Raw genomic sequence first — 19,572 nt, 5'->3', positions numbered from 1 at the left:
ATAAAGATTTTAGAAAAAATTATTTTTGGTTTTTTAAAATTCTAAGTGAGTTCAAAATAGCAATTAGAGCAACGCCCACATCTGCTAAAACTGCCTCCCAAAGGTTTGCAAAGCCTATTGCGCCCAAAGCCATGACCAAAAACTTTACAGAGAGCGAAATTGAAATATTTTGTATTACAACTCTGCGAACAAACCTTGAAATTTGAATCAGATCCAAAATTTTCTCGGTTGAATTTTCAAGAAGTATTACATCTGCTGCTGCAGTTGCAATGCTTGAGGCATTCTGCACAAACGAAATTCCAACATCACATACAGCCAAGGCAGGGCAGTCATTTATCCCGTCACCTACAAATACAACCGTTGCATTTTCAGCTTCCTTTTTAATCTGTTCAGCAATCTTTGCCTTGTCTTGAGGAAGAAGATTTGCAAAAATTCCATCAAACTCAAGTTCACCTGCTAATTCTTCAGCAGCTTCCTTTTTGTCACCTGTGAGAAGAAACGTCTTTATCCCAAGTTTTTTTAACAAATTCAATGTATCTTTTATATCTTGTCTGAGAAAGTCCTTTAAAACCACATATCCACAGAACTTATTATCTACAGCAACATATACTGCTGTTGAAGCAATAAAATCTTCTTTTATCTCAACCTTAACACCATTTTCTTCTAAAAACTCTTTTGTTCCAGCAATGACTTTTTTGCCATCTACAACCCCTTCTATTCCCTTGCCGGCATACTCTTTTACTTCTTTTACTGACTCTGCCTCAACTTTGACTTTAAATTCTCTGGTGACAGAAAGAGCAATTGGATGATTTGAAAAACTTTCTATGTGGCAGAGAAGTCTTATAAACTCTTCATAGGATATATCTTTTGTCACAACTTTGTCAACTTTTAGGCTGCCTTGAGTGATAGTTCCAGTTTTATCAAAAAGAATAGCATAAATTTTCCTTGCCATTTTGTCAATGTATGTTGTACCTTTTACAAGGATTGAAGCTTTAGATAGTCGTGCAACGCCGGCAAAATAGGAAAGAGGCACGGACAAAACAAGGCTGCATGGGCAAGAGACAATTAGGAATATAAGAGCGCGATATATCCATCTGTCAAATGGTTGAGAGAACAAGAGTGGTGGGACAACTGCTACCAAAAAAGCAATGACAGTTACAGCAGGTGTATAAACTCTTGCAAAGTAAGTAATAAACCGCTCTGTTTGTGATTTTTTAGATGTTGCATTTTCTACAATCTCTATTATCTTTGAAATTGTAGAGTCTTTGTAAAAGCTCTTGGCAAGCACTTCTATTGTCCCATCAATATTTATTAACCCTGCAAACACTTCATCGTTTTCCTTCACAGGAATTAGCCTTGACTCACCTGTGATTGCAGATGTGTCCAAAAAAGAACTACCTGCTGCTACAACTCCATCAATAGGTACCCTTTCACCTGCTTTGACAATGACAGTATCACCAGGAACGATGTCTTTTGGATTTACCCTTTTTATTTCATTTTCAATCTTCAGGTTTGCATATTCAATTTCAAGGTTTTTCAAGGAATTTATAGTCTTTCTTGACCTTCTGATTGCTGTCTCTTCAAGTAGCTCGCCTATTTTGTAAAGAAGCATAACAAGGACTGCTTCTGGGTATTCTTTGAGCAAAAAGGCAGAGATTGTTGCAACTGTCATCAAGAAATTTTCATCAAACAGTTTTAGCCGAAGAAGGTTTTGCAAAAACTTTCTTATTACACTTTCTCCTGCCAAGATATACGCTGCTGCCAAAAATATCAATCCCCACCACGCTCTTTTATAAACAAAAAGCCCCGATGCGAAAAAGAAGATTGAAACAATTATCAAAGAAAGATCTTTTATATCAATCACAGGCTTTTCCTTAGGTACTTCTAAAACTTTGACATCTGGCTCAATTTCATTTACAATTTTGGTTACATTTTCTAAAAAGAGTTTATAGTCCTTGGGCGATACTTCAGCTGTTAGCTTTTTTGTGACAAAGTTCAAATTTGCATTTTTGACAAAGTATAGGCTATTTACCTTTTGTTCAATCTTAGATGCACAGTTTGCACAAGAAAGATTTTCTAATATGAGTTCAACCTTACCGTTTGCCAAGTCTGACATCTCCTTTATGATGTTATTATTGGTTGTTGATTAAAGTCAAGCTTTTTCTGAAAGATGTAAAAGCCCAAGTTCTAATATACTCTTTACATGCTCATCATTTAAACTGTAGTAGACCACCTTTCCCTCTTTTCTGCTCTTGACAAGCCTAAATGCTTTCAAAAGTCGCAGCTGGTGGGATATTGCCGACTGCGTCACCTGCAGCAGCGCCGCTAAATCGCACACACACATCTCTGATATCAGAAGCGCATTTAAAATCTTCACTCTTGTTGAATCTGAAAACACTTTAAAAAACTCAGAGAGATCAAATAGCTTCTCATCATCAGGCAGCTCTTTTTTTACCTTCTCAAGAATGTCTTGATGAATTATCGTGCATGAGCAAGTATCTATCTTTTTTGACATTCTTTTCACCTCAGATCATAAACATATGAACAATTATTCATGTGTTCATTATATATCTTTTATATTGTCTTGTCAACAACTGCAAAATTTTTAGCTTGAAAGATGACACTATTATAGTTTTGAAATCCTTGACTCAAAGTCTTTTCGAGTGCTACACTTGAAAAGAGGAACATAAAAATTTTGGGGGGTTGGCATGTGATCCTTATACTTCTTACAATTGGCTATCCACATCCTAAAAGAGATGTTTTTGTGGGAAATGAGATAGACTTTCTTTGCAGGGCTTTTGACAGGGTTTTTATTTTACCTGTTCAGGCAGGCAAAGTTTTGCCAAAGAAATTAAAAAACGGTGATAAATACAAACCCCACCAGAAGGTAAAGGTATGGGATGTTGAGTACACAATAAAGGACATTTTGTTTGTTTCTCCTAAATTAATTGTGCTTGCTGCAAAAGAAGCTCTCAAAGCAATTTTTCAAAAAAACACAGTTAGATATAAGATGCTTTATCTTTGGATGATTTTTAGGTGGGTGTTTTTGACGAACATCACATTGAAAAATCTCAGCAGGCTATTTGAAAAAGAAGGAATTGACCCAAATGATACAGTCCTTTATTCTTACTGGTTTCACTTTCTGGCTTTAAGTGTTGCTCTTTTTAAAAAGCCTGTTTTATTAAAGATCTCAAGAGCGCATCGCTCAGACCTATATACAGAACTTTTTCCCCAGCCCTGCAAAGAGTTTATAATAAATCACATTGACAAAGTATTTGCATGCTCCAAGATGGGCGCAGATTATATAAATAAGAAGTATAACACAAACAAAGCAGCCATTTCATACCTTGGAACTTTTAATGATTATAAGGTAAACCTTAACAAGAAAAGGTCAAAGCCCTTTAAGATAGTCAGCTGTGCGAGGGTTGTGCCTGTCAAAAGGGTTGAAAAAATAGTGGATAGCCTTGAAAAAATAGAAGGCTATGAGATTTTATGGACACACATTGGAGATGGAGAGCTTTTTGAAAGTCTAAAAGAATATGCTCAAAAGAAGCTTTCTAAAAAAGAAAATATTACCTACAATTTTATGGGGTTTTTGCCAAATAGTAAAATCTTAGACCTTTACGCAAAAGAAGATTTTAACCTGTTTGTAAATACAAGCTCATCTGAAGGTCTTCCTGTTTCGATCATGGAGGCAATGTCGTTTGGAATACCTGTTGTGGCGACAGACGTTGGAGGTGTGCGTGAGATTGTAAAAGATGGCTCAAATGGGTATTTGCTTGAAAAAGATTTCACAGAAGATGAACTTTCATCGCTAATAGAAAAATTTATTCAAATGCAAGAGGGTGAGTATCAGAGATTTTGTATTGAGGCAAGAAAGACATGGGAAGAAAGGTTCAATGCTAAGAAAACATATGAGGAATTTGTATCTGAAATAGTAAGGCTTGCACAGTCAAAAAAGGGAGCTGAACTAAAGAATGGGGAATAATAAACTTGAGGTGTTATCTAAAGTAGATCTTTTTCTGCTTGACATGGACGGCACAATCTACCTTGGTGATAGGCTCTTTGAAGGCAGCAGGGAGTTTGTACAGCTTTTAAAAGAAAATAACAAAGAGTTTTTGTTTTTGACAAACAACTCATCAAAAAGCTCTGATGACTACCTAAAAAAGTTATCAAAAATGGGAATTGAGATTACAAAAGAAAATCTTCTCACATCGGGCCAGGCAACTGCTATTTATCTTAAAAGTATTGACCAAAGAAGTGTTGTCAGTGCATATGTTGTGGGCACGCAGTCTTTGAAAGATGAACTCAAAAGTTTTGGAGTAAATGTTGTAGATAGCATTGAAAAAGAAAAGGTAGACTATCTGATTGTTGGGTTTGACACAGAGCTTACCTACAAAAAACTTTTGGATGCTTGCAAGCTTATAAGAAAAGGAGTGCCTTTTTTGGCAACAAACCCTGATTTGGTTTGCCCACTTGAGGGTGGTGAGTACATTCCAGATTGTGGTTCAATCTGTATAATGCTTGAAAATGCAACAAAGAAAAAGCCTCTTTTTATAGGAAAGCCATCTTCGATAATTGTTGATGTCATCTCGAAATTCAAAAATGTTGAAAAGAGCGAAATAGCCATGATTGGCGACAGACTCTACACAGACATAAAGATGGCAAATGACAATGGAATGATTTCTATTCTTGTCTTGTCTGGCGAGACAACTTATGAGGATGTGGAAAAATCCGCCATCAAGCCAACTTTGATATATAACTCTATCAAGGATATCTATGAAGATTTGAAAATTCTTTACAGGGGTGCAAAATAGAATGTGCGGAAGATATCTATTTTTGCCAGATGAACAAATTGAAGAAATAAAAAACATTTTACAAAGAATTAATCAAAAATTTCATGACACACCCTTTTTGAACAAACTCAAAATAGGAGAGATTTTCCCAACAGAGCTTGTCCCGGTGGTAGTTGCTGGAAATGATGAGAAAGACGCTACAATTGCCCGCTGGGGCTTTCCTATTGAGGGCAAAAAACAGGTGATAATAAATGCAAGGGCAGAGACTTTGCTTGAAAAGTGGACTTTCAAAAGAATAGTTCATCAAAGATGCCTTATTCCAGCAGTTGGATTTTATGAGTGGAAAAAGAGAGAGGATAGTAAACAAAAATTTTTAATAAAGCCTCAAGACAGAAGCCTTTTTTACATGGCAGGACTTTATGAGAGAATCAACTTGGAAGATGGCACTCAAATTGACGCATTTGTAATTATCACCACCCAGCCTAATTCCCAGGTAAAGCCAATTCACGACAGAATGCCGGCGATACTTAAAAAAGAACATGAAGATTTGTGGCTTTTTGAAAAGGGTGATGAAAGAAAATTGAAAAAGTTATTTGATGCTGTTTTAAAGCCATACGAAGGTGAGATGGAAATTGAAAAAGTCGAGAAGTGATAAATTTTGGAGTAGGTTTTTCAATAGGTACGAGGTGAAGGCATATTTACCACCTAAAATAAATTAAGTTACCGCAGGTGCAGCTAAGGGTGTTTTGTTTGTGGCTTTTGAGGATAGTAAAACCGCAGGTGAGAGAGGAGATAGAAAGCAGGATAGATGAACTGCTAAAGAAGATAGAAGCTGAGGGGATGAAAGATGTGGGTGAGTTTATATTCAATGTTCAGCAGCTGATACAGGAGTATTACAAAGAAGCAGAAGAAAAAGGCAAAGAAAAGGGCTATGAAGAGGGTATACAGGAAGGTATACAGCGAAAAGAAGAGGAAATTGTGAGAAGGCTTATACAAAAGGGGTTTGATGACAATTTCATAGCTGAAGCAACTGGAGTTGAAGTTGAGAGAGTAAGGAAGATAAGAGAAGAATATACGAAATATTTTTAATTTCCCTTTGCTATTTGTAAATATCTGTGTTATAATAAAGACGACAAATTCAAACTTTCTCCAAAACAAAGGCGTTTTGGGGCGGAAGCTTCAAAACGCCTTTTATTTTTTTTTATGAAACTTTTTTCAGGGGGGTTTTGCAAGATGCAAGTTGTATTGATTATCTTGGGTGTGCTTGTGCTATCAGTTGTATTTTCCATTCTTATCTTAAAAATCTTTGTTGACAAGACACTTTCTATTTTGCAAGGCAAAAACAACCTCAACGCAATTGAAAAGCTATTTTTGACACCTGTGAAAGATTGGGCAGCATCTTTTCAGGATTTTCTAAGTGACATATTTAAAGAAATTGACCTTGCATACAACAAAATCCTGTCAGTTGCTTATGACATTGAATCAAGCGCAGAAAAGAACCAACAACAGTCAAATCTTGTTTTAACAAATAGTAAAGATATTCAAAATTCTATATCAGAACTTTTGATAGGTTTGAGGCTTGTTCTCCAGCACATTGAAAGTGCATATGAAAATGTCTCAAGCCTTGAAGAATTCATGGTTCATTTCAAAGAAAAAAACCAGAATATTCAGGAGGACATTCAAAAACTGCTTGCCGAGGTTTCAACCGATTTGGAAAGTATGGTTTCGGAAAATACAGCATACACACATAAAATGGCTGATCAAATAACCAAGCTCAAAGCTGTTTTCAAAAAGGTAGAAGATTTTCTTGGCACAATTGTGAAAATTTCAGAGAAGATAAACATCCTTGCACTGAACGCTTCAATTGAATCTGCAAAGCTTGAAAGTGTGCTTGGCGAGAATTTCAAAACAGGCTTTCATGTAATTGCTGACCAAATTCGAAGACTTTCAAATGACACGAAATCAACTGCAGACGAGATTGGAGACTTTATCATTGAAATTTCTGGCATTGTTGATGGAATTTCAAGCCTCAGCGAGAAAAGTAAGGATATTATATCAAGGCAGGTAGAATATGGCAAGACTACTTTTGAAAAACTAAATCAAGTATCGCAGCTTGTTGGCTACATAAACAAGAAGATTTCCCAGGCATCAGAAAAGCTTTCTGTTCAGTACTCAATTGTGAACGATCTTAAGCACTATGTATCAAGGCTGGAAAATAGCTACATCGCTGTAGATAGAAGCACCAACAAAATTTTAAGTTCTGTAGAGGTGAGCCAAAAAACTGCAGCAAGGCTTATGCGACTTATGAACAGGCTTGTTGACATATGCAGAGAGTTTGAATCTGTCAGAAATGACATCTCAGCAAAAATTACAAAGAGGGTAGAAATACAGGTAAACCAGCAACGCATTACAGAGGCTATTGAAATAATTGAAAATGAAGTGATTCCGCAACTTGTTTTAAGCTGGCAGAAAGAGCTCAATCACAAAGAGGTTATAGACCAGAGTCTGCAAAAGTTTTCTAATATATTTGAGGCTCTGTGGACAAACAATCCTGATGGAACCTTTATATATTCAAATCCGCCAGAGGGCATAGAAAACGCAAAGGTCAGAGAGTGGTTCACAAAAGCGGTGGCAGGTCACACATATGTATCTTCAGCTTACATCTCAGCTATAACAAGAAACTACTGCATTACAGTTTCTATGCCTGTATATGACAGTATTGGTAAGCTTTTGGGCGTGATAGGTGCTGATATAAAGCTATGAATAGTGAAATGTTAGCAAATAGGTTTTTAAGGTTTACACTAATCATGTAAGTAGTGAGATGCTGCTTGTATGCTCTTTTCCTTTATGGTATGATTTTAAACGTAAGAAAAAACTATAGCTGGATAAAAATTAATTATAAGGATGAAGTAGATTATTTTGTTCATGGCTTTTGAGGATAGTAAAACCGCAGGTGAGAGAGGAGATAGAAAGCAAGATAGATGAACTGCTGAAGAAGATAGAAGCTGAGGGGGTGGAAGATGTGGGAGAGTTTATATTCAATGTTCAGCAGCTGATACAGGAGTATTACAAAGAAGCAGAAGAAAAAGGCAAAGAAAAGGGCGAGACTTGTCAAGAATTTTGTGTTTCCAATTTATAACGTAAGTTGTAAAGTTGGGTTATGTTATTGATGCATTTTCTAATACTGGGAACTCCATTTTTCCATTTTGTACGGCGTAAGTTCTCTTCTTGTTCCGTAAATATTAATTTCTAAGACTTTGGCAGCATTGATATATCCAACTGAATTTACTTTTTTACTTTTCAATCATGCTATTTACACAAAGGCGGCGTTTGTGGATAAGAATATGCTTTCTTAATTCCTCAGGGTATTTCATATGAACAGAATAAAACTCTGCTTTTTCTGATATTGCAGCAATAAAATCGAGGATATTTTGAAAGGTATCCATCACAAAGTTCTTTAAATTTCAGTAAAGCTTTGTCAAAATCGGAGGAAGAAATTCTAAGTGTGTCTAAACTCTTGTTAAAAGCTGAAAGCCTATGTCTTTTGCCATATGTTTTCAGCTATTTTATTGGAGGTGGACAAAAGCAAGCTCAAGGTCAGCAAGAGGATAAGCAAGTTTGACAGCATCTATCTTATTTTCTTTGCCGAAGAAAGAGCAGAACACCGAAAATGTCTTTTTTACCTTTCTTGAGTCGATACCGGGGCAGGCATTGCAAGTAGCAAGTTTTATCTTAGAATTATCCTTAACTTCACTTTTGAATAACCATCGATGAAAAGTAGCAAAAGCACTTGTTGGTAGTTTTCTTTATTTTAAGAAACTTAAGCTCATTTTTAAGGTCTTCTTTGATTTTTAGTATTTCATTTTCGGAATATGGAAGATTCAAAGCTTTCAGAGTCTGGGCAAGGGAAGGCTCAAGAATAACCATTGACGACTAAAGACATAAGCAGGAAAGTAGCTAAGCTATCAACTCTTTTGTAGCGGAAAGAAGAGGATAGAAGGTCGGAAATTCTAAGGGCGTGTGCGAGGGACAGAGATTTCAAGACACAAGACAGGTGTTGCAAGTTTTACTTCAATATAAACCATTGCCTTTGTCATTGTCATTTTTAGCAAGGAAGACTTTTCTTTCCGATAACATAAAGCAATCGAGCAAGTTTTCTAAGAGTTGCTAAAGAAGCTTTGCGGTTAGGATCATCTTTGGAGCAATACATATTTAATACTTGCTTCTTGGGCCATGTTTTTAGCAGTCTCAATAATTTCGTTTTTATTCATTTTAAGTAGCCCCCTTGATAATTACTTCAATACTAATTATACAGTGGACACAATTTTATTTTAACTCCCAATCAAGCAGTCAACTTAATAGTTAAGCATTGTTTAAGTAATCAAATAGGCTGGGTAGTAGTAGGGAAAATGAAGGAGATAAAACAAGAGATAAATCTTGGTAAAGTAAACAATCAAAATTTTGTGGAGATACCGTTTGAGAAGTTCAAGAGGAAGTTAGAATCAAAGTGCAAGTATTATGGTATAGGGTATGTGGAAGTGGATGAAAGCTATACATCACAGACATGCAGTAGATGTGAAATAATAAAGAAAAGCAACAGGAAACACAGGGGATTGTACGTATGTAAAGATTGCGGGTATGTTGTTAATGCAAATATAAACGGTGCGATAAATATTTTAAGAAAAGTAGCTGGTGAATCTGCTATAAGGCAGATAACCAGTAGTGGGTGTGTGAACCACCCTGTGAGAATAAGGGTAGTATAACACTACCAAGCTTCTTGCGAAGCCTCCACCTCTTCAGGTGGATGGTAGTTCACTATTAATTCTTTGTGTTTTTCTGTATCTAACATTTCAAAGTTGTAATTTTTGAATAAGATTTTAAAATCCTCTGGAAGTTTCACAGAAGCATACCTCTCTGTTACAGCTGGTTCCTTTTTTTTCTTTCTGTTAATCATTATAATATAACCATAAAAATTTGCCTTGTAAATTTGTTATCATGCAATAATCATCTAATTAGGTACTATAGAATTAGATTAACAAAAGGCAAAGCATACAAATACATCCTACTTTTTATATACAATATCTAAAACAATTATAAATTACCTTAAAAAATTTATATAAAATAAAATGCAATTTTGGTATTGACAAATTGCAAAATGAAGAATATAATGAGAGTAAACAAAGAGAATAAAGAAAGAAAGGCAAAGGCGCCTTTCAAAAGGTTGCCTTTGCCTTTTTTATTTAACACCGCAATTTACTTAATACTTCTTTTACCTCACATGGGATAATACTCCACACACAACCCATTTGCAATGTTTTTCCCTTTACTTTTTTCTTTAAAACAACTTTTTTATTATACCACATAAATTTATTTCTGAAAAGAGGGGCGCAGGGAGGTGTTAAAAAGTGCTTTTCAAATTCAAATCAACTTTCAATTAAATGAGGAGGGTTAAAAATGTATAGAAGTTTTAAAATCCTGCTTGGTATTGTACTTTTAATCCTTGCTTTGATATTAGGATTTAGCACAGCAAAAGCTGACCAGATTACACCTGAAAAGGTCGCAACAGCAATTGACAATGTGTGGGTGCTTATTACAGCGTTTTTGGTCTTCTTCATGCAAGCAGGGTTTGCAATGGTTGAAGCAGGTTTTACAAGAGCAAAGAACGCAAGCAACATTGTTATGAAAAACCTAATGGACTTTGCAATCGGTTCTGTAATTTTCTGGTTGTTCGGGTTTGCATTCATGTTTGGCAAAGACGCTGGTGGTTTTATAGGAACGTCAGGATTTTTCCTAAGCGACTCATTCAAACATTTAGGGCTTTCAATTCCACTTACATCATTCTTGATGTTCCAGACAGTATTTGCAGCAACAGCCGCAACAATAGTATCTGGTGCTATGGCTGAGCGAACAAAGTTCATTGCTTACTGTATCTACAGCGCAGTTATTTCATTCATAATATATCCTGTTGTTGGTCACTGGGCATGGGGCGGCGGCTGGCTTAGCAAACTTGGATTTATCGACTTTGCAGGTTCTACTGTTGTTCACTCAGTTGGTGGCTGGTGTGCACTGATAGGCGCTGCAATGCTTGGGCCAAGAATAGGGAAGTATACAAAAGATGGCAAGGTCAATGCTATCCCTGGCCATAGCATCACCTTAGCAGCACTTGGCACATTTATCTTGTGGTTTGGCTGGTTTGGATTCAACCCAGGTTCTACTCTTTCAGGTATGAACGACAAAATTGGCGATATTGCTGTCAATACCAACTTGGCAGCTGCGATGGGTGCAAACTTAGCAATGATATACACATGGCTAAAGTACAAAAAACCAGACGTTAGTATGACACTAAATGGTGCTTTGGCTGGTCTTGTTGCAATCACAGCAGGATGTGCATCAGTTAACGCTTGGGGTGCAGCAATTATTGGTGGCCTTGCAGGAGTGCTTGTAGTTGTCGCTGTTGAGTTCATTGACAAAAAGCTCAAAATTGATGACCCAGTCGGTGCAATCTCAGTGCATGGCGTATGTGGAGCTTTTGGTACACTGATGGTTGGTCTTTTTGCAACAGATGGAGGTCTTTTCTATGGCGGTGGAATAAAGCAATTTTTAGTTCAGCTTGCAGGTGTTGTTTCAACGTTTATCTGGACAACAATCACAGCTTTTATCCTATTTGCAGTTATAAAACTCACAGTTGGTTTGAGAGTCTCTGAAGAGGAAGAGATAGAAGGTCTGGATGTTACAGAACATGGTACGGCTGCGTATGGAGACTTTGTAATAAAATCTCAAACAGTTAAGTAAAAATATGTAGATAAGCCAAATCTTAATTGAAAAGGGTGAAGATTATGAAAAAGATTGAGTGTATAATCAGGCCTGAGAAGCTTGAAGAGGTAAAAGATGCTTTAAACCAGCTTGGCCTCAAAGGTATGACAGTGTCACAGGTTATGGGCTGTGGCCTTCAAAAGGGAAAGACTGAGTATTACAGAGGTGTTGAGATTAACATAAACCTCTTACCAAAAATAAAGATTGAGCTTATTGTAAAAGACTCAGAGGTCGATAGAATTGTAGACACAATCGTAAAAGTTGCACGCTCTGGCAAGATAGGCGATGGAAAGATATTTATTTACAATGTCGAGGATGCAGTAAGAATTAGAACCGGCGAAAAGGGAGAAAATGCGATATGAAATTTGGGGGGCTTGCCTCTATCTTCGGTCAATAGCTGCCCGCTTACAATTTGGCAACAGCAGGCATCCAAAACACCCCCAAATTGAGAGGATAGATCAGCCTTGCCTCTTGCGCCCCTCTAAAAGTGATGCGTATGTTGAACTGCGGAAAAAATATTAAATAATTGGGAGGAGGAATTAGACTTATGAGAAAATCAAATAAAATGTTGGTAAAAATGTTATCTTTGTTATTAGTAATTGTAATGGTTGTGTCTGTCTTATACGGATGCAAAAAGTCTTCATCTTCTTCTGAAAGCAAAAAAGAGAAAAGTGAAGAAACAATAAAAGTTGGCATTTTACATTCATTAAGTGGGACAATGTCAATAAGTGAGGTTTCTCTGAAAGACGCAGAGTTAATGGCCATAGAAGAAATTAATAATAATGGTGGAGTACTTGGTAAAAAATTGGAGCCTATAGTAGAGGACGGAGCATCGGATTGGCCAACATTTGCTGAAAAAGCTAAGAAACTCTTGACTTTGTCAGTTTGAAGCTCAAAAAGCTTGGGAGGACTGGGATTGACAAAATATGGACCTCAATTTTGTCACTACATCATTTGCTAATACCAATAAATTCTAAGCCTTCCTCATATGTCATGAAGTTTTTTGGACCCTTTATCTTCATTACATTCAGTATATCTCCAGCTTCTCCCTCAATTTTTTGCTTTATCAAATATTTCTTCCCTTTTATCTCTATTTCAAAAAAGTTCATTGAATATATTGCTTCCATTATCCTTTCACTACTTATTCCTTTACCTTTTCTCCTCAAAATATATTCCAATGTCCTTTGCAGTAAAAATGCCAAAAAACATATCACAAAATGTCCTTTTATTCTGCTTTCTGTAAAGTGATATATCGGTCGCACTTCTAAACAGCTTTTCATTACTCTGAATGACTGTTCTATCTTCCATAAATCGTGATATGCTCCTAAAACCTCTTCTACATCCATATCCTTTTTGCTCGTTTGAATTGCATAATAACCGTCAAATTTCTCATCTCGTTTTATCGCTTCCTCATCCAATACATATTCTTCTGATTTTGATTTCTTCTTCAAATATTTCCTTGCACCTTTCTTTTCTAAGGCTGTTATGCTTCCTTTGTTCTCTAAAAGCTCTTTGGCTTTTCTTACCAATCTCTCTCTGTCTTCTTTGTCTTTCTTGGCTCTCTTGCTTGAATACGTTATTATCAAATTCTCTTCTATTTTGAACTCTTTACCCTCTTCATCCTTGACAATATTTGTTCTTTCCAATACCTTATATTTGAATTCATCACCATAAATTTCTTCAGCATTCAAACATCTTTTGCCATCAAGTCTTTTATATCCTTCTTCATTAAAAACTTCATCTAAAATTTCTTTACTTGCATTCTTTAATCTGCTTGCTACTATATAGTCGTACCCAGCTTCTTTTATCATCTTTAAATTTATTCTGCTGTTAAGCCCTTTGTCTGCTACTATTATTATCTTATCTATACTAAATTTTTCCTTCAGCTTCCTCAGTATCTTTACCATCGTCTTGCTATCTATCGTATTACCAGGAAAAAGTTCATACCCTATCGGTCTGCCTTCTTTGTCCACCAAAAGCCCTAATACAACTTGCACTTCATTTACCTTGTTGTCTTTGCTAAACCCAAAATTTTTAAGTTCATCCGCTCTACAACTCTCAAAGTATATTGTCGTCACATCATAAAACACTACATCAACTACCATCTTAAATAAGTCTTTATTTCTCTGATACAGGTATGTCTCTAAATCTTCTTTTACACTGTCAAGAAAATCTAAACACCTGTACAATTGATTCAAATCTATATCCTCTTCAAATCCAAAATATTTGCTTCTCTGATGATAAGTTCTTAGTTTGCTCATTGGCTCTATCAATCTCTGTATGGTCATTAAAAAACTTACTTTGTCTACATCAAATTTTATCTTTCTCTCTTTTGCTGCTTTCCCTTTTAAAAACTTATCAATTTCAAGCTCCTGCCATAACTTTCTGTATACAATGTATCCCCAGTTTTTTACAACTGCATCCGAAATATCTTCTTCAGATTCAATAGTAACAGCTTTTGCATTCTCAGTAGTTGTTTCAGCGACAATATCAGATAGTTTTTTTACAATGTTTTTAAAAGCGGGGTCATCTTTGAGAATATCAAGTCTACCAAAGTTAAATAGTACTCTTTGCTTTACTTTACCATTTTCACGGTAATTTTCGACTAACCTAACATACTGATAACCGCCAGCATTAGTAATTTTGACAAACATATGGCAACTCCTTGAAGATAGTTTGTTATATTGTACCACAAAATATTTAAAAAGTCAAGCAAATTCAGTATATATTAAGCTAAAATTTGTCCCTACATTTTTTAAAATTTTTTATTTTTCTCTTCTTGAAACCCGCATAAATTAAGACTTTGTTATTTTTTGTTAGCTCAAAAACACCTCTTAACTGACAAAGTCAAGAAAAATATTAAATAATTGGGAGGAGGAATTAGACTTATGAGAAAATCAAATAAAATGTTGGTAAAAATGTTATCTTTGTTATTAGTAATTGTAATGGTTGTGTCTGTCTTATACGGATGCAAAAAGTCTTCATCTTCTTCTGAAAGCAAAAAAGAGAAAAGTGAAGAAACAATAAAAGTTGGCATTTTACATTCATTAAGTGGGACAATGTCAATAAGTGAGGTTTCTCTGAAAGACGCAGAGTTAATGGCCATAGAAGAAATTAATAATAATGGTGGAGTACTTGGTAAAAAATTGGAGCCTATAGTAGAGGACGGAGCATCGGATTGGCCAACATTTGCTGAAAAAGCTAAGAAACTTTTGCAAAAAGACAAGGTAGCAGTTATTTTTGGTTGTTGGACGTCTGCAAGTAGAAAGGCTGTTTTACCAGTTGTAGAAGAAAATAATGGTTTACTGTTTTACCCAGTTCAATATGAAGGTTTAGAATCATCACCCAATATTTTCTATATGGGAGCTGCACCAAACCAACAGATAGTTCCAGCTGTGAAATGGTTATTTGACAATGGCAAAAAAAGATTTTATTTGTTGGGTTCAGATTATGTTTTTCCACGTACAGCAAATAAGATTATTAAGGCTTATCTAAAGTATTTAGGCGGTGTTGTGGTTGGAGAAGAATACACGCCATTGGGTCATACAGATTATAGCTCTGTGATAAATAAAATCAAAGCTGCAAAGCCAGATGTAGTGTTTAATACGCTAAATGGCGATAGTAATGTAGCATTTTTCAAGCAGTTAAAAGATGCGGGAATTGATGCCAAAACTCTACCAGTTATGTCAGTAAGCATTGCAGAAGAAGAAATCAAAGGAATTGGTCCAGAATATTTAAAAGGCCATCTTGTAGCATGGAACTATTTCCAAAGCGTAGATACTCCTGAAAATAAAGAGTTTGTAGAGAAATACAAGAAGAAATATGGAGAAGACAGGGTAACCGATGATCCTATTGAAGCAGCATATATAGGAGTATATTTATGGGCTAAAGCTGTTGAAAAAGCAGGGTCAACAGATGTGGATAAAGTAAGAGAAGCAGCGAAAGGAATTGAGTTTAATGCTCCGGAGGGCCCTGTTAAGATCGACGGAGATAATCAACATTTATATAAGACAGTTAGAATAGGCGAAATACTAGAAAATGGACAAATAAGAGAACTGTGGAAAACAAATGAACCGGTAAAACCAGATCCATACCTAAAAGGTTATGAATGGGCAAAGGGATTAAGTGAGCAATAAATCTATAAAAAAGGCAAGAGGAGGGGGTGAAGAACATTAGTTACTGGTTTAGTAATATATTCAATGCCCTTAGTGTTGGTAGCATTTACATCTTAATTGCTATGGGTCTTGTCATAACATTTGGTTTAATGAAAATTATAAATATGGCGCATGGAGAGTTTATAATGCTTGGGGCGTACACTACTTATGTAATTCAGAATGTTTTTGAAAAGTATTGGAAGTCGTTCTTTGACTATTACATTTTAGTTGCAATACCTGTGGCTTTCATAGTAGGGTTTTTTATAGGTGTATTTATTGAAAAGACTATTGTGAAAAGGCTATACGAGCGCACGTTAGATAGTTTGCTTTTGACTTGGGGTATAAGTCTTATTCTTCAACAGTTAGTTCGAAACATATTTGGAGCTCCTAATGTTGAAGTAAAGACACCACAATGGATGTCAAAGCAAATTAATTTTACTTCTCATTTGTTTATACCATCAAGACGACTTTTTATCCTTGTGGTAGCAATCAGTCTTTTGATACTAATGTTTATCTTGCTAAACAAAACTGTTATAGGTTTAAGGATTAAAGCAGTTCTTCAGAATCGAGAGATTGCTTCAGCATTAGGAATAAATTCTGAAGAAATTGATTCGTTGTCATTTGGTATAGGCACAGGACTTGCAGGTGTAGCTGGATGTTGTTTGACCATGCTTGGGCCTATAGGTCCAAGCATGGGAACAAATTATATCATAGATGCCTTTATGATTGTTATTTTAGGTGGAATGGGGTATTTACCAGGGGTTATTATTAGTTCTTTAATTATTGGATTTTTAAAAACCTTCTTTGAATTAAATATGAGTACTACCATGGCTAAAGTTTTGATTTTCATAATCATAATTTTAATACTTCAATTTAAACCTCATGGCTTGTATTACAGACCCGAAAGGAGCGCAGTATAAAAAGTAGGGGTGCTAAAGATGAATAGAAATTGTAACAACTTAATGTCCAGAGTTTTCGAATTAGTTTTGTTTGGGAGTTTGATATTACTTCCTTTTGTTACCTCATCATTCAGAGTTGCTTTGTTTGGCAAATATCTTTCTTATAGTATAGCAGCTGTAGGAATTGTGTTATTATGGGGTTATACAGGAATTCTAAGTTTAGGGCAAGCAGTCTTCTTTGGATTAGGGGCTTATGCATTAGGGATGTATTTGAAATTAGAGGCTTCAAATTTTAGATTAACCGATTTTATGCAATGGTGTGGTTTAGAAAAATTACCACTTTTGTGGGTGCCATTTAAAAACGTGTTTATTGCTATTTTATTAGGAATTCTTATTCCGGCACTATTAGCAGGTGCATTAGGTTATTTCACTTTTAAGAGGAGTATTAAAGATGTGTATTTTACTTTAATTACTCAAGCACTGGCTGTAATTTTTGTGACGCTTTTTATAGGTCAGCAACCTCTAACGGGTGGAACAAACGGATTAACCAATTTTAAGACCTTATTAGGGATTAGCCTAAAAGATGAAAAGATAAAAATGTGGATATATTATCTAACACTTGCTGTTGTTATATTGTTGTACATTGTGGGTAAAGTGATTGTAAAGAAATATGGGAATATATTAATTGCAATAAGAGACAATGAGGAGAGATTAAAATATTTAGGAATAAATCCATTAGGATACAAAATAGCTATATATATATTTTCGGCTATTTTGGCAGCAATTGGTGGAATGTTATTTGTATTGAATGTTGGAATGATTTCGCCAAGCGAAATGGGTATTATTCCATCGATAGAGTTAGTTTTAGGAGTTGCAATTGGTGGAAAAGTAAATCTTCTGGGTGGTATTGTGGGAACCGTAGTGGCATATTTCTTAAAGAGTATTATAAGTGAGAATTATCCAGATATTTGGTTATATCTACTGGGAGTTGTGTTTATTATGATTTCGTTAATTGAGCATACAAATATAAAACTGATTAAAAATATAAGATTCTCAAAATTAAAAAAAACACATAACATTTTGAAAATAAATGAGAAACTGAGGTGAGAAATATGTCTCATCACTTGTTAAAAGTTGAAAATCTCTCGTTTGCAGTAAATGGATTAACCATACTTAATAATGTTAATCTTTTTCTAAATGCCAATGAAATAAGGTTTTTAATAGGGCCCAATGGAGCAGGCAAGACAACGTTAATGGATATTATTTGCGGTAAAATTTCTCCTTCTAAAGGCAGAATTGTTTTTAAGGAAAAAGATATTACTTATCATCCTAATTATATACGCGCAAAAGTAGGGATTGTTAGAAAATTTCAGACACCAAGTGTTTTTAATACGTTAACAGTCCGCGATAATCTTATTTTGAGTTTTATAAGTGAAGTTGGCTTAAAAACAGTCGAAAAAAATAAAAAAGAAATATACGAAAGAATTGAAGAAATAAGTAGAATTTTCAATTTAGAAAGGAAACTTTCAGAAAAAGCACAAAACCTATCTCATGGTGAACGTCAAATGTTGGAATTATGTATGATTATGGTAAAAAAACCTTCATTAGTTTTGTTAGATGAACCAGGTGCGGGATTAAGTAAAACTGAAAAGAAGAATCTATCTAAAATTATTGAGCAAATTAGACAAAATACAACAGTGTTGATTGTAGAACACGATATGGACTTTGTGAGAATGTTTGAAACTGCAAGAGTGACTGTACTACATGAGGGGCAAATCATAGCAGAAGGGAAAATGGATGAAATTCAAAATAACAAGCAAGTGATTGAAGTTTACATAGGGAAAGGAAGGGGTAGAGATTATGCTGTTAATCAATAATGTTTATTCAGGATATGCTGACAGTATTGTTCTTCATGGAATTTCTTTACGAGTAGATAAAAACTCTATAGTAGGTATAATTGGAAGAAATGGTGTTGGGAAAACCACACTCTTAAAAACAATTTTGGGTATAGTAAAAATAAAAATGGGAGAAATATGGTTTGAAGAGAAGCTCATTAATTCATTAAAACCTTATGAAAGAGCAGAATTGGGAATTGGTTATGTCCCTCAAGGAAGAGGAATTTTCCCTCAATTAACTGTTGCAGAAAATTTACTCATTATGGACAAAAATGTTAAAAACAGAATAGAGGAAGTATTCACTTTGTTCCCCAAGCTTAAAGTATTAATGAAGAGAAAGGGAGGGAGCTTAAGTGGTGGAGAACAACAACAGCTTGCTATAGCAAGAGCATTGATTAAAACTCCAAAGTTATTAATTCTTGATGAGCCAACAGAAGGAATACAGCCATCAGTAGTTGAAACTATAGTAAGTGCATTATACGAAATTAAAAAAAGAGGAATCTCGGTTTTGATAGTCGAACAAAATTTAGATTTATTGCTAGAGATAGGTGATTATTATTACTTTCTTGATAGTGGGCATGTAGTTGATGAAGGGGTAATAAATGAAGAAAGTTATCCTACTATGTGTAGACTTTTAATGGTTTAAATTCAATAACTAAAAGAGTTATACAGCAATGAGAGGGGAGATGGTAAATTATGTATCTGACAAATGAAGAAAAGGAAAAATTATTGTTGTGGTTAGCAGGTAAAATGGCGAAAGAGAGAAAGGAGAAAGGGTTAAAGTTGAATTATCCCGAAGCAGTAGCTTATATATGCTATGAAGTAATGGAAGCAGTTCGCGCGGGATGTTCTTATGAAGAAGCAATCAAAACAGTTGAAACTGCATTAAGAAAAGAGGATGTGATAGAAGGAGTAGAAGATATGATTGAGGATATTCAAATTGAGTTGACATTTGAAGATGGTACTAAATTGATTTCAGTTCAAAGACCAATTAAATGACTAAATTAAATAGTGG

At 35.1% G+C, this 19,572-nt stretch carries 15 protein-coding genes and 6 pseudogenes; 16 read left to right on the top strand and 5 right to left on the bottom strand.

Annotated elements, in window-relative coordinates; genetic code table 11:
• Positions 1 to 19 precede the first annotated feature (19 nt).
• Positions 20 to 2,116, bottom strand: coding sequence for a heavy metal translocating P-type ATPase (locus OTJ99_RS11680; protein WP_045166117.1), 2,097 nt, complete (start codon positions 2,114 to 2,116; stop codon positions 20 to 22).
• A 36-nt stretch (positions 2,117 to 2,152) separates the two neighbouring features.
• Positions 2,153 to 2,515 carry an ArsR/SmtB family transcription factor gene (locus OTJ99_RS11675; RefSeq protein ID WP_045166118.1) on the bottom strand — a complete coding sequence of 121 codons (363 nt, stop codon included), beginning with the start codon at positions 2,513 to 2,515 and terminating at the stop codon, positions 2,153 to 2,155.
• A 195-nt stretch (positions 2,516 to 2,710) separates the two neighbouring features.
• On the opposite strand from OTJ99_RS11675, the gene OTJ99_RS11670 reads away from it, so the two are divergent.
• The 6 genes and pseudogenes from OTJ99_RS11670 to OTJ99_RS11645 all read left to right on the top strand — a co-directional run.
• Complete coding sequence (locus OTJ99_RS11670; RefSeq protein ID WP_045166119.1) at positions 2,711 to 3,988, top strand: glycosyltransferase; 1,278 nt, start codon at positions 2,711 to 2,713, stop codon at positions 3,986 to 3,988.
• Positions 3,978 to 4,817, top strand: a complete 840-nt coding sequence (locus OTJ99_RS11665; protein ID WP_045166120.1) for an HAD-IIA family hydrolase — start codon at positions 3,978 to 3,980, stop codon at positions 4,815 to 4,817. Before OTJ99_RS11670 ends, OTJ99_RS11665 begins: the two co-directional genes overlap by 11 nt.
• A 1-nt stretch (position 4,818) precedes the next feature.
• The gene (locus OTJ99_RS11660; protein WP_045166121.1) at positions 4,819 to 5,448 is read left to right on the top strand and encodes an SOS response-associated peptidase; all 630 of its coding nucleotides are present in this window, start codon (positions 4,819 to 4,821) and stop codon (positions 5,446 to 5,448) included.
• A gap of 65 nt (positions 5,449 to 5,513) precedes the next feature.
• Positions 5,514 to 5,885: pseudogene (locus tag OTJ99_RS11655) on the top strand (Rpn family recombination-promoting nuclease/putative transposase); the annotation flags it as partial.
• A 144-nt stretch (positions 5,886 to 6,029) separates the two neighbouring features.
• Positions 6,030 to 7,559 carry a methyl-accepting chemotaxis protein gene (locus tag OTJ99_RS11650; RefSeq protein ID WP_045166122.1) on the top strand — a complete coding sequence of 510 codons (1,530 nt, stop codon included), beginning with the start codon at positions 6,030 to 6,032 and terminating at the stop codon, positions 7,557 to 7,559.
• 148 nt (positions 7,560 to 7,707) lie between these two features.
• Positions 7,708 to 7,899 (top strand): annotated as a pseudogene (locus OTJ99_RS11645) (Rpn family recombination-promoting nuclease/putative transposase); the annotation flags it as partial.
• A gap of 8 nt (positions 7,900 to 7,907) precedes the next feature.
• Here the strand turns inward: OTJ99_RS11645 and OTJ99_RS11640 are convergent.
• Positions 7,908 to 9,067 (bottom strand): annotated as a pseudogene (locus OTJ99_RS11640) (transposase).
• 69 nt (positions 9,068 to 9,136) lie between these two features.
• Here OTJ99_RS11640 and OTJ99_RS11635 point away from each other — a divergent pair.
• Positions 9,137 to 9,559, top strand: a pseudogene (locus tag OTJ99_RS11635) (RNA-guided endonuclease TnpB family protein); the annotation flags it as partial.
• A 50-nt stretch (positions 9,560 to 9,609) separates the two neighbouring features.
• Here OTJ99_RS11635 and OTJ99_RS13160 read toward each other — a convergent pair.
• A pseudogene (locus OTJ99_RS13160) lies at positions 9,610 to 9,696 on the bottom strand (DUF6922 domain-containing protein); the annotation flags it as partial.
• A gap of 554 nt (positions 9,697 to 10,250) precedes the next feature.
• Here OTJ99_RS13160 and OTJ99_RS11625 point away from each other — a divergent pair.
• The 3 genes and pseudogenes from OTJ99_RS11625 to OTJ99_RS11615 all read left to right on the top strand — a co-directional run.
• Complete coding sequence (locus OTJ99_RS11625) at positions 10,251 to 11,588, top strand: ammonium transporter (protein ID WP_045166125.1); 1,338 nt, start codon at positions 10,251 to 10,253, stop codon at positions 11,586 to 11,588.
• 44 nt (positions 11,589 to 11,632) lie between these two features.
• A complete protein-coding gene (locus OTJ99_RS11620) occupies positions 11,633 to 11,971 on the top strand; it encodes a P-II family nitrogen regulator (RefSeq protein ID WP_045166126.1) in 339 nt (112 codons plus the stop codon).
• A gap of 185 nt (positions 11,972 to 12,156) precedes the next feature.
• Positions 12,157 to 12,483 (top strand): annotated as a pseudogene (locus tag OTJ99_RS11615) (transporter substrate-binding protein); the annotation flags it as partial.
• A 76-nt stretch (positions 12,484 to 12,559) separates the two neighbouring features.
• On the opposite strand, the gene OTJ99_RS11610 reads toward OTJ99_RS11615, so the two are convergent.
• Positions 12,560 to 14,263 (bottom strand): IS1634 family transposase, encoded by a 1,704-nt coding sequence (locus tag OTJ99_RS11610; RefSeq protein ID WP_045164485.1) that lies wholly within the window; start codon positions 14,261 to 14,263, stop codon positions 12,560 to 12,562.
• A 252-nt stretch (positions 14,264 to 14,515) separates the two neighbouring features.
• Between OTJ99_RS11610 and urtA the strand changes: the two genes are divergently transcribed.
• From urtA to ureA, 6 genes are read left to right on the top strand one after another with little or no spacing between them, the layout of a single operon-like run.
• The gene (urtA, locus tag OTJ99_RS11605; RefSeq protein ID WP_408612539.1) at positions 14,516 to 15,745 is read left to right on the top strand and encodes an urea ABC transporter substrate-binding protein; all 1,230 of its coding nucleotides are present in this window, start codon (positions 14,516 to 14,518) and stop codon (positions 15,743 to 15,745) included.
• 35 nt (positions 15,746 to 15,780) lie between these two features.
• Positions 15,781 to 16,683: an urea ABC transporter permease subunit UrtB gene (urtB, locus tag OTJ99_RS11600; RefSeq protein ID WP_045166398.1), complete on the top strand. Its 903-nt coding sequence runs from the start codon at positions 15,781 to 15,783 to the stop codon at positions 16,681 to 16,683.
• 18 nt (positions 16,684 to 16,701) lie between these two features.
• Complete coding sequence (gene urtC, locus OTJ99_RS11595) at positions 16,702 to 17,769, top strand: urea ABC transporter permease subunit UrtC (RefSeq protein WP_052671523.1); 1,068 nt, start codon at positions 16,702 to 16,704, stop codon at positions 17,767 to 17,769.
• Positions 17,770 to 17,774: 5 nt separating this feature from the next.
• The gene (locus OTJ99_RS11590; RefSeq protein ID WP_052671524.1) at positions 17,775 to 18,539 is read left to right on the top strand and encodes an ATP-binding cassette domain-containing protein; all 765 of its coding nucleotides are present in this window, start codon (positions 17,775 to 17,777) and stop codon (positions 18,537 to 18,539) included.
• On the top strand, positions 18,523 to 19,203 hold the full coding sequence (locus OTJ99_RS11585) for an ABC transporter ATP-binding protein (RefSeq protein WP_045166129.1): 681 nt from the start codon (positions 18,523 to 18,525) through the stop codon (positions 19,201 to 19,203). The genes OTJ99_RS11590 and OTJ99_RS11585 overlap by 17 nt, the downstream gene beginning before the upstream one ends.
• A 50-nt stretch (positions 19,204 to 19,253) precedes the next feature.
• Entirely contained in the window at positions 19,254 to 19,556 is a 303-nt protein-coding gene (gene ureA, locus OTJ99_RS11580) for an urease subunit gamma (RefSeq protein ID WP_045166130.1), read from the top strand.
• Positions 19,557 to 19,572 lie beyond the last annotated feature (16 nt).

This window comes from Caldicellulosiruptor naganoensis (assembly GCF_026914285.1).
Classification (GTDB): Bacteria; Bacillota; Thermoanaerobacteria; order Caldicellulosiruptorales; family Caldicellulosiruptoraceae; genus Caldicellulosiruptor; species Caldicellulosiruptor naganoensis.
Note: the sequence above shows the minus strand (reverse complement) of the source record. Positions and strands in the feature narration are given on the sequence as shown.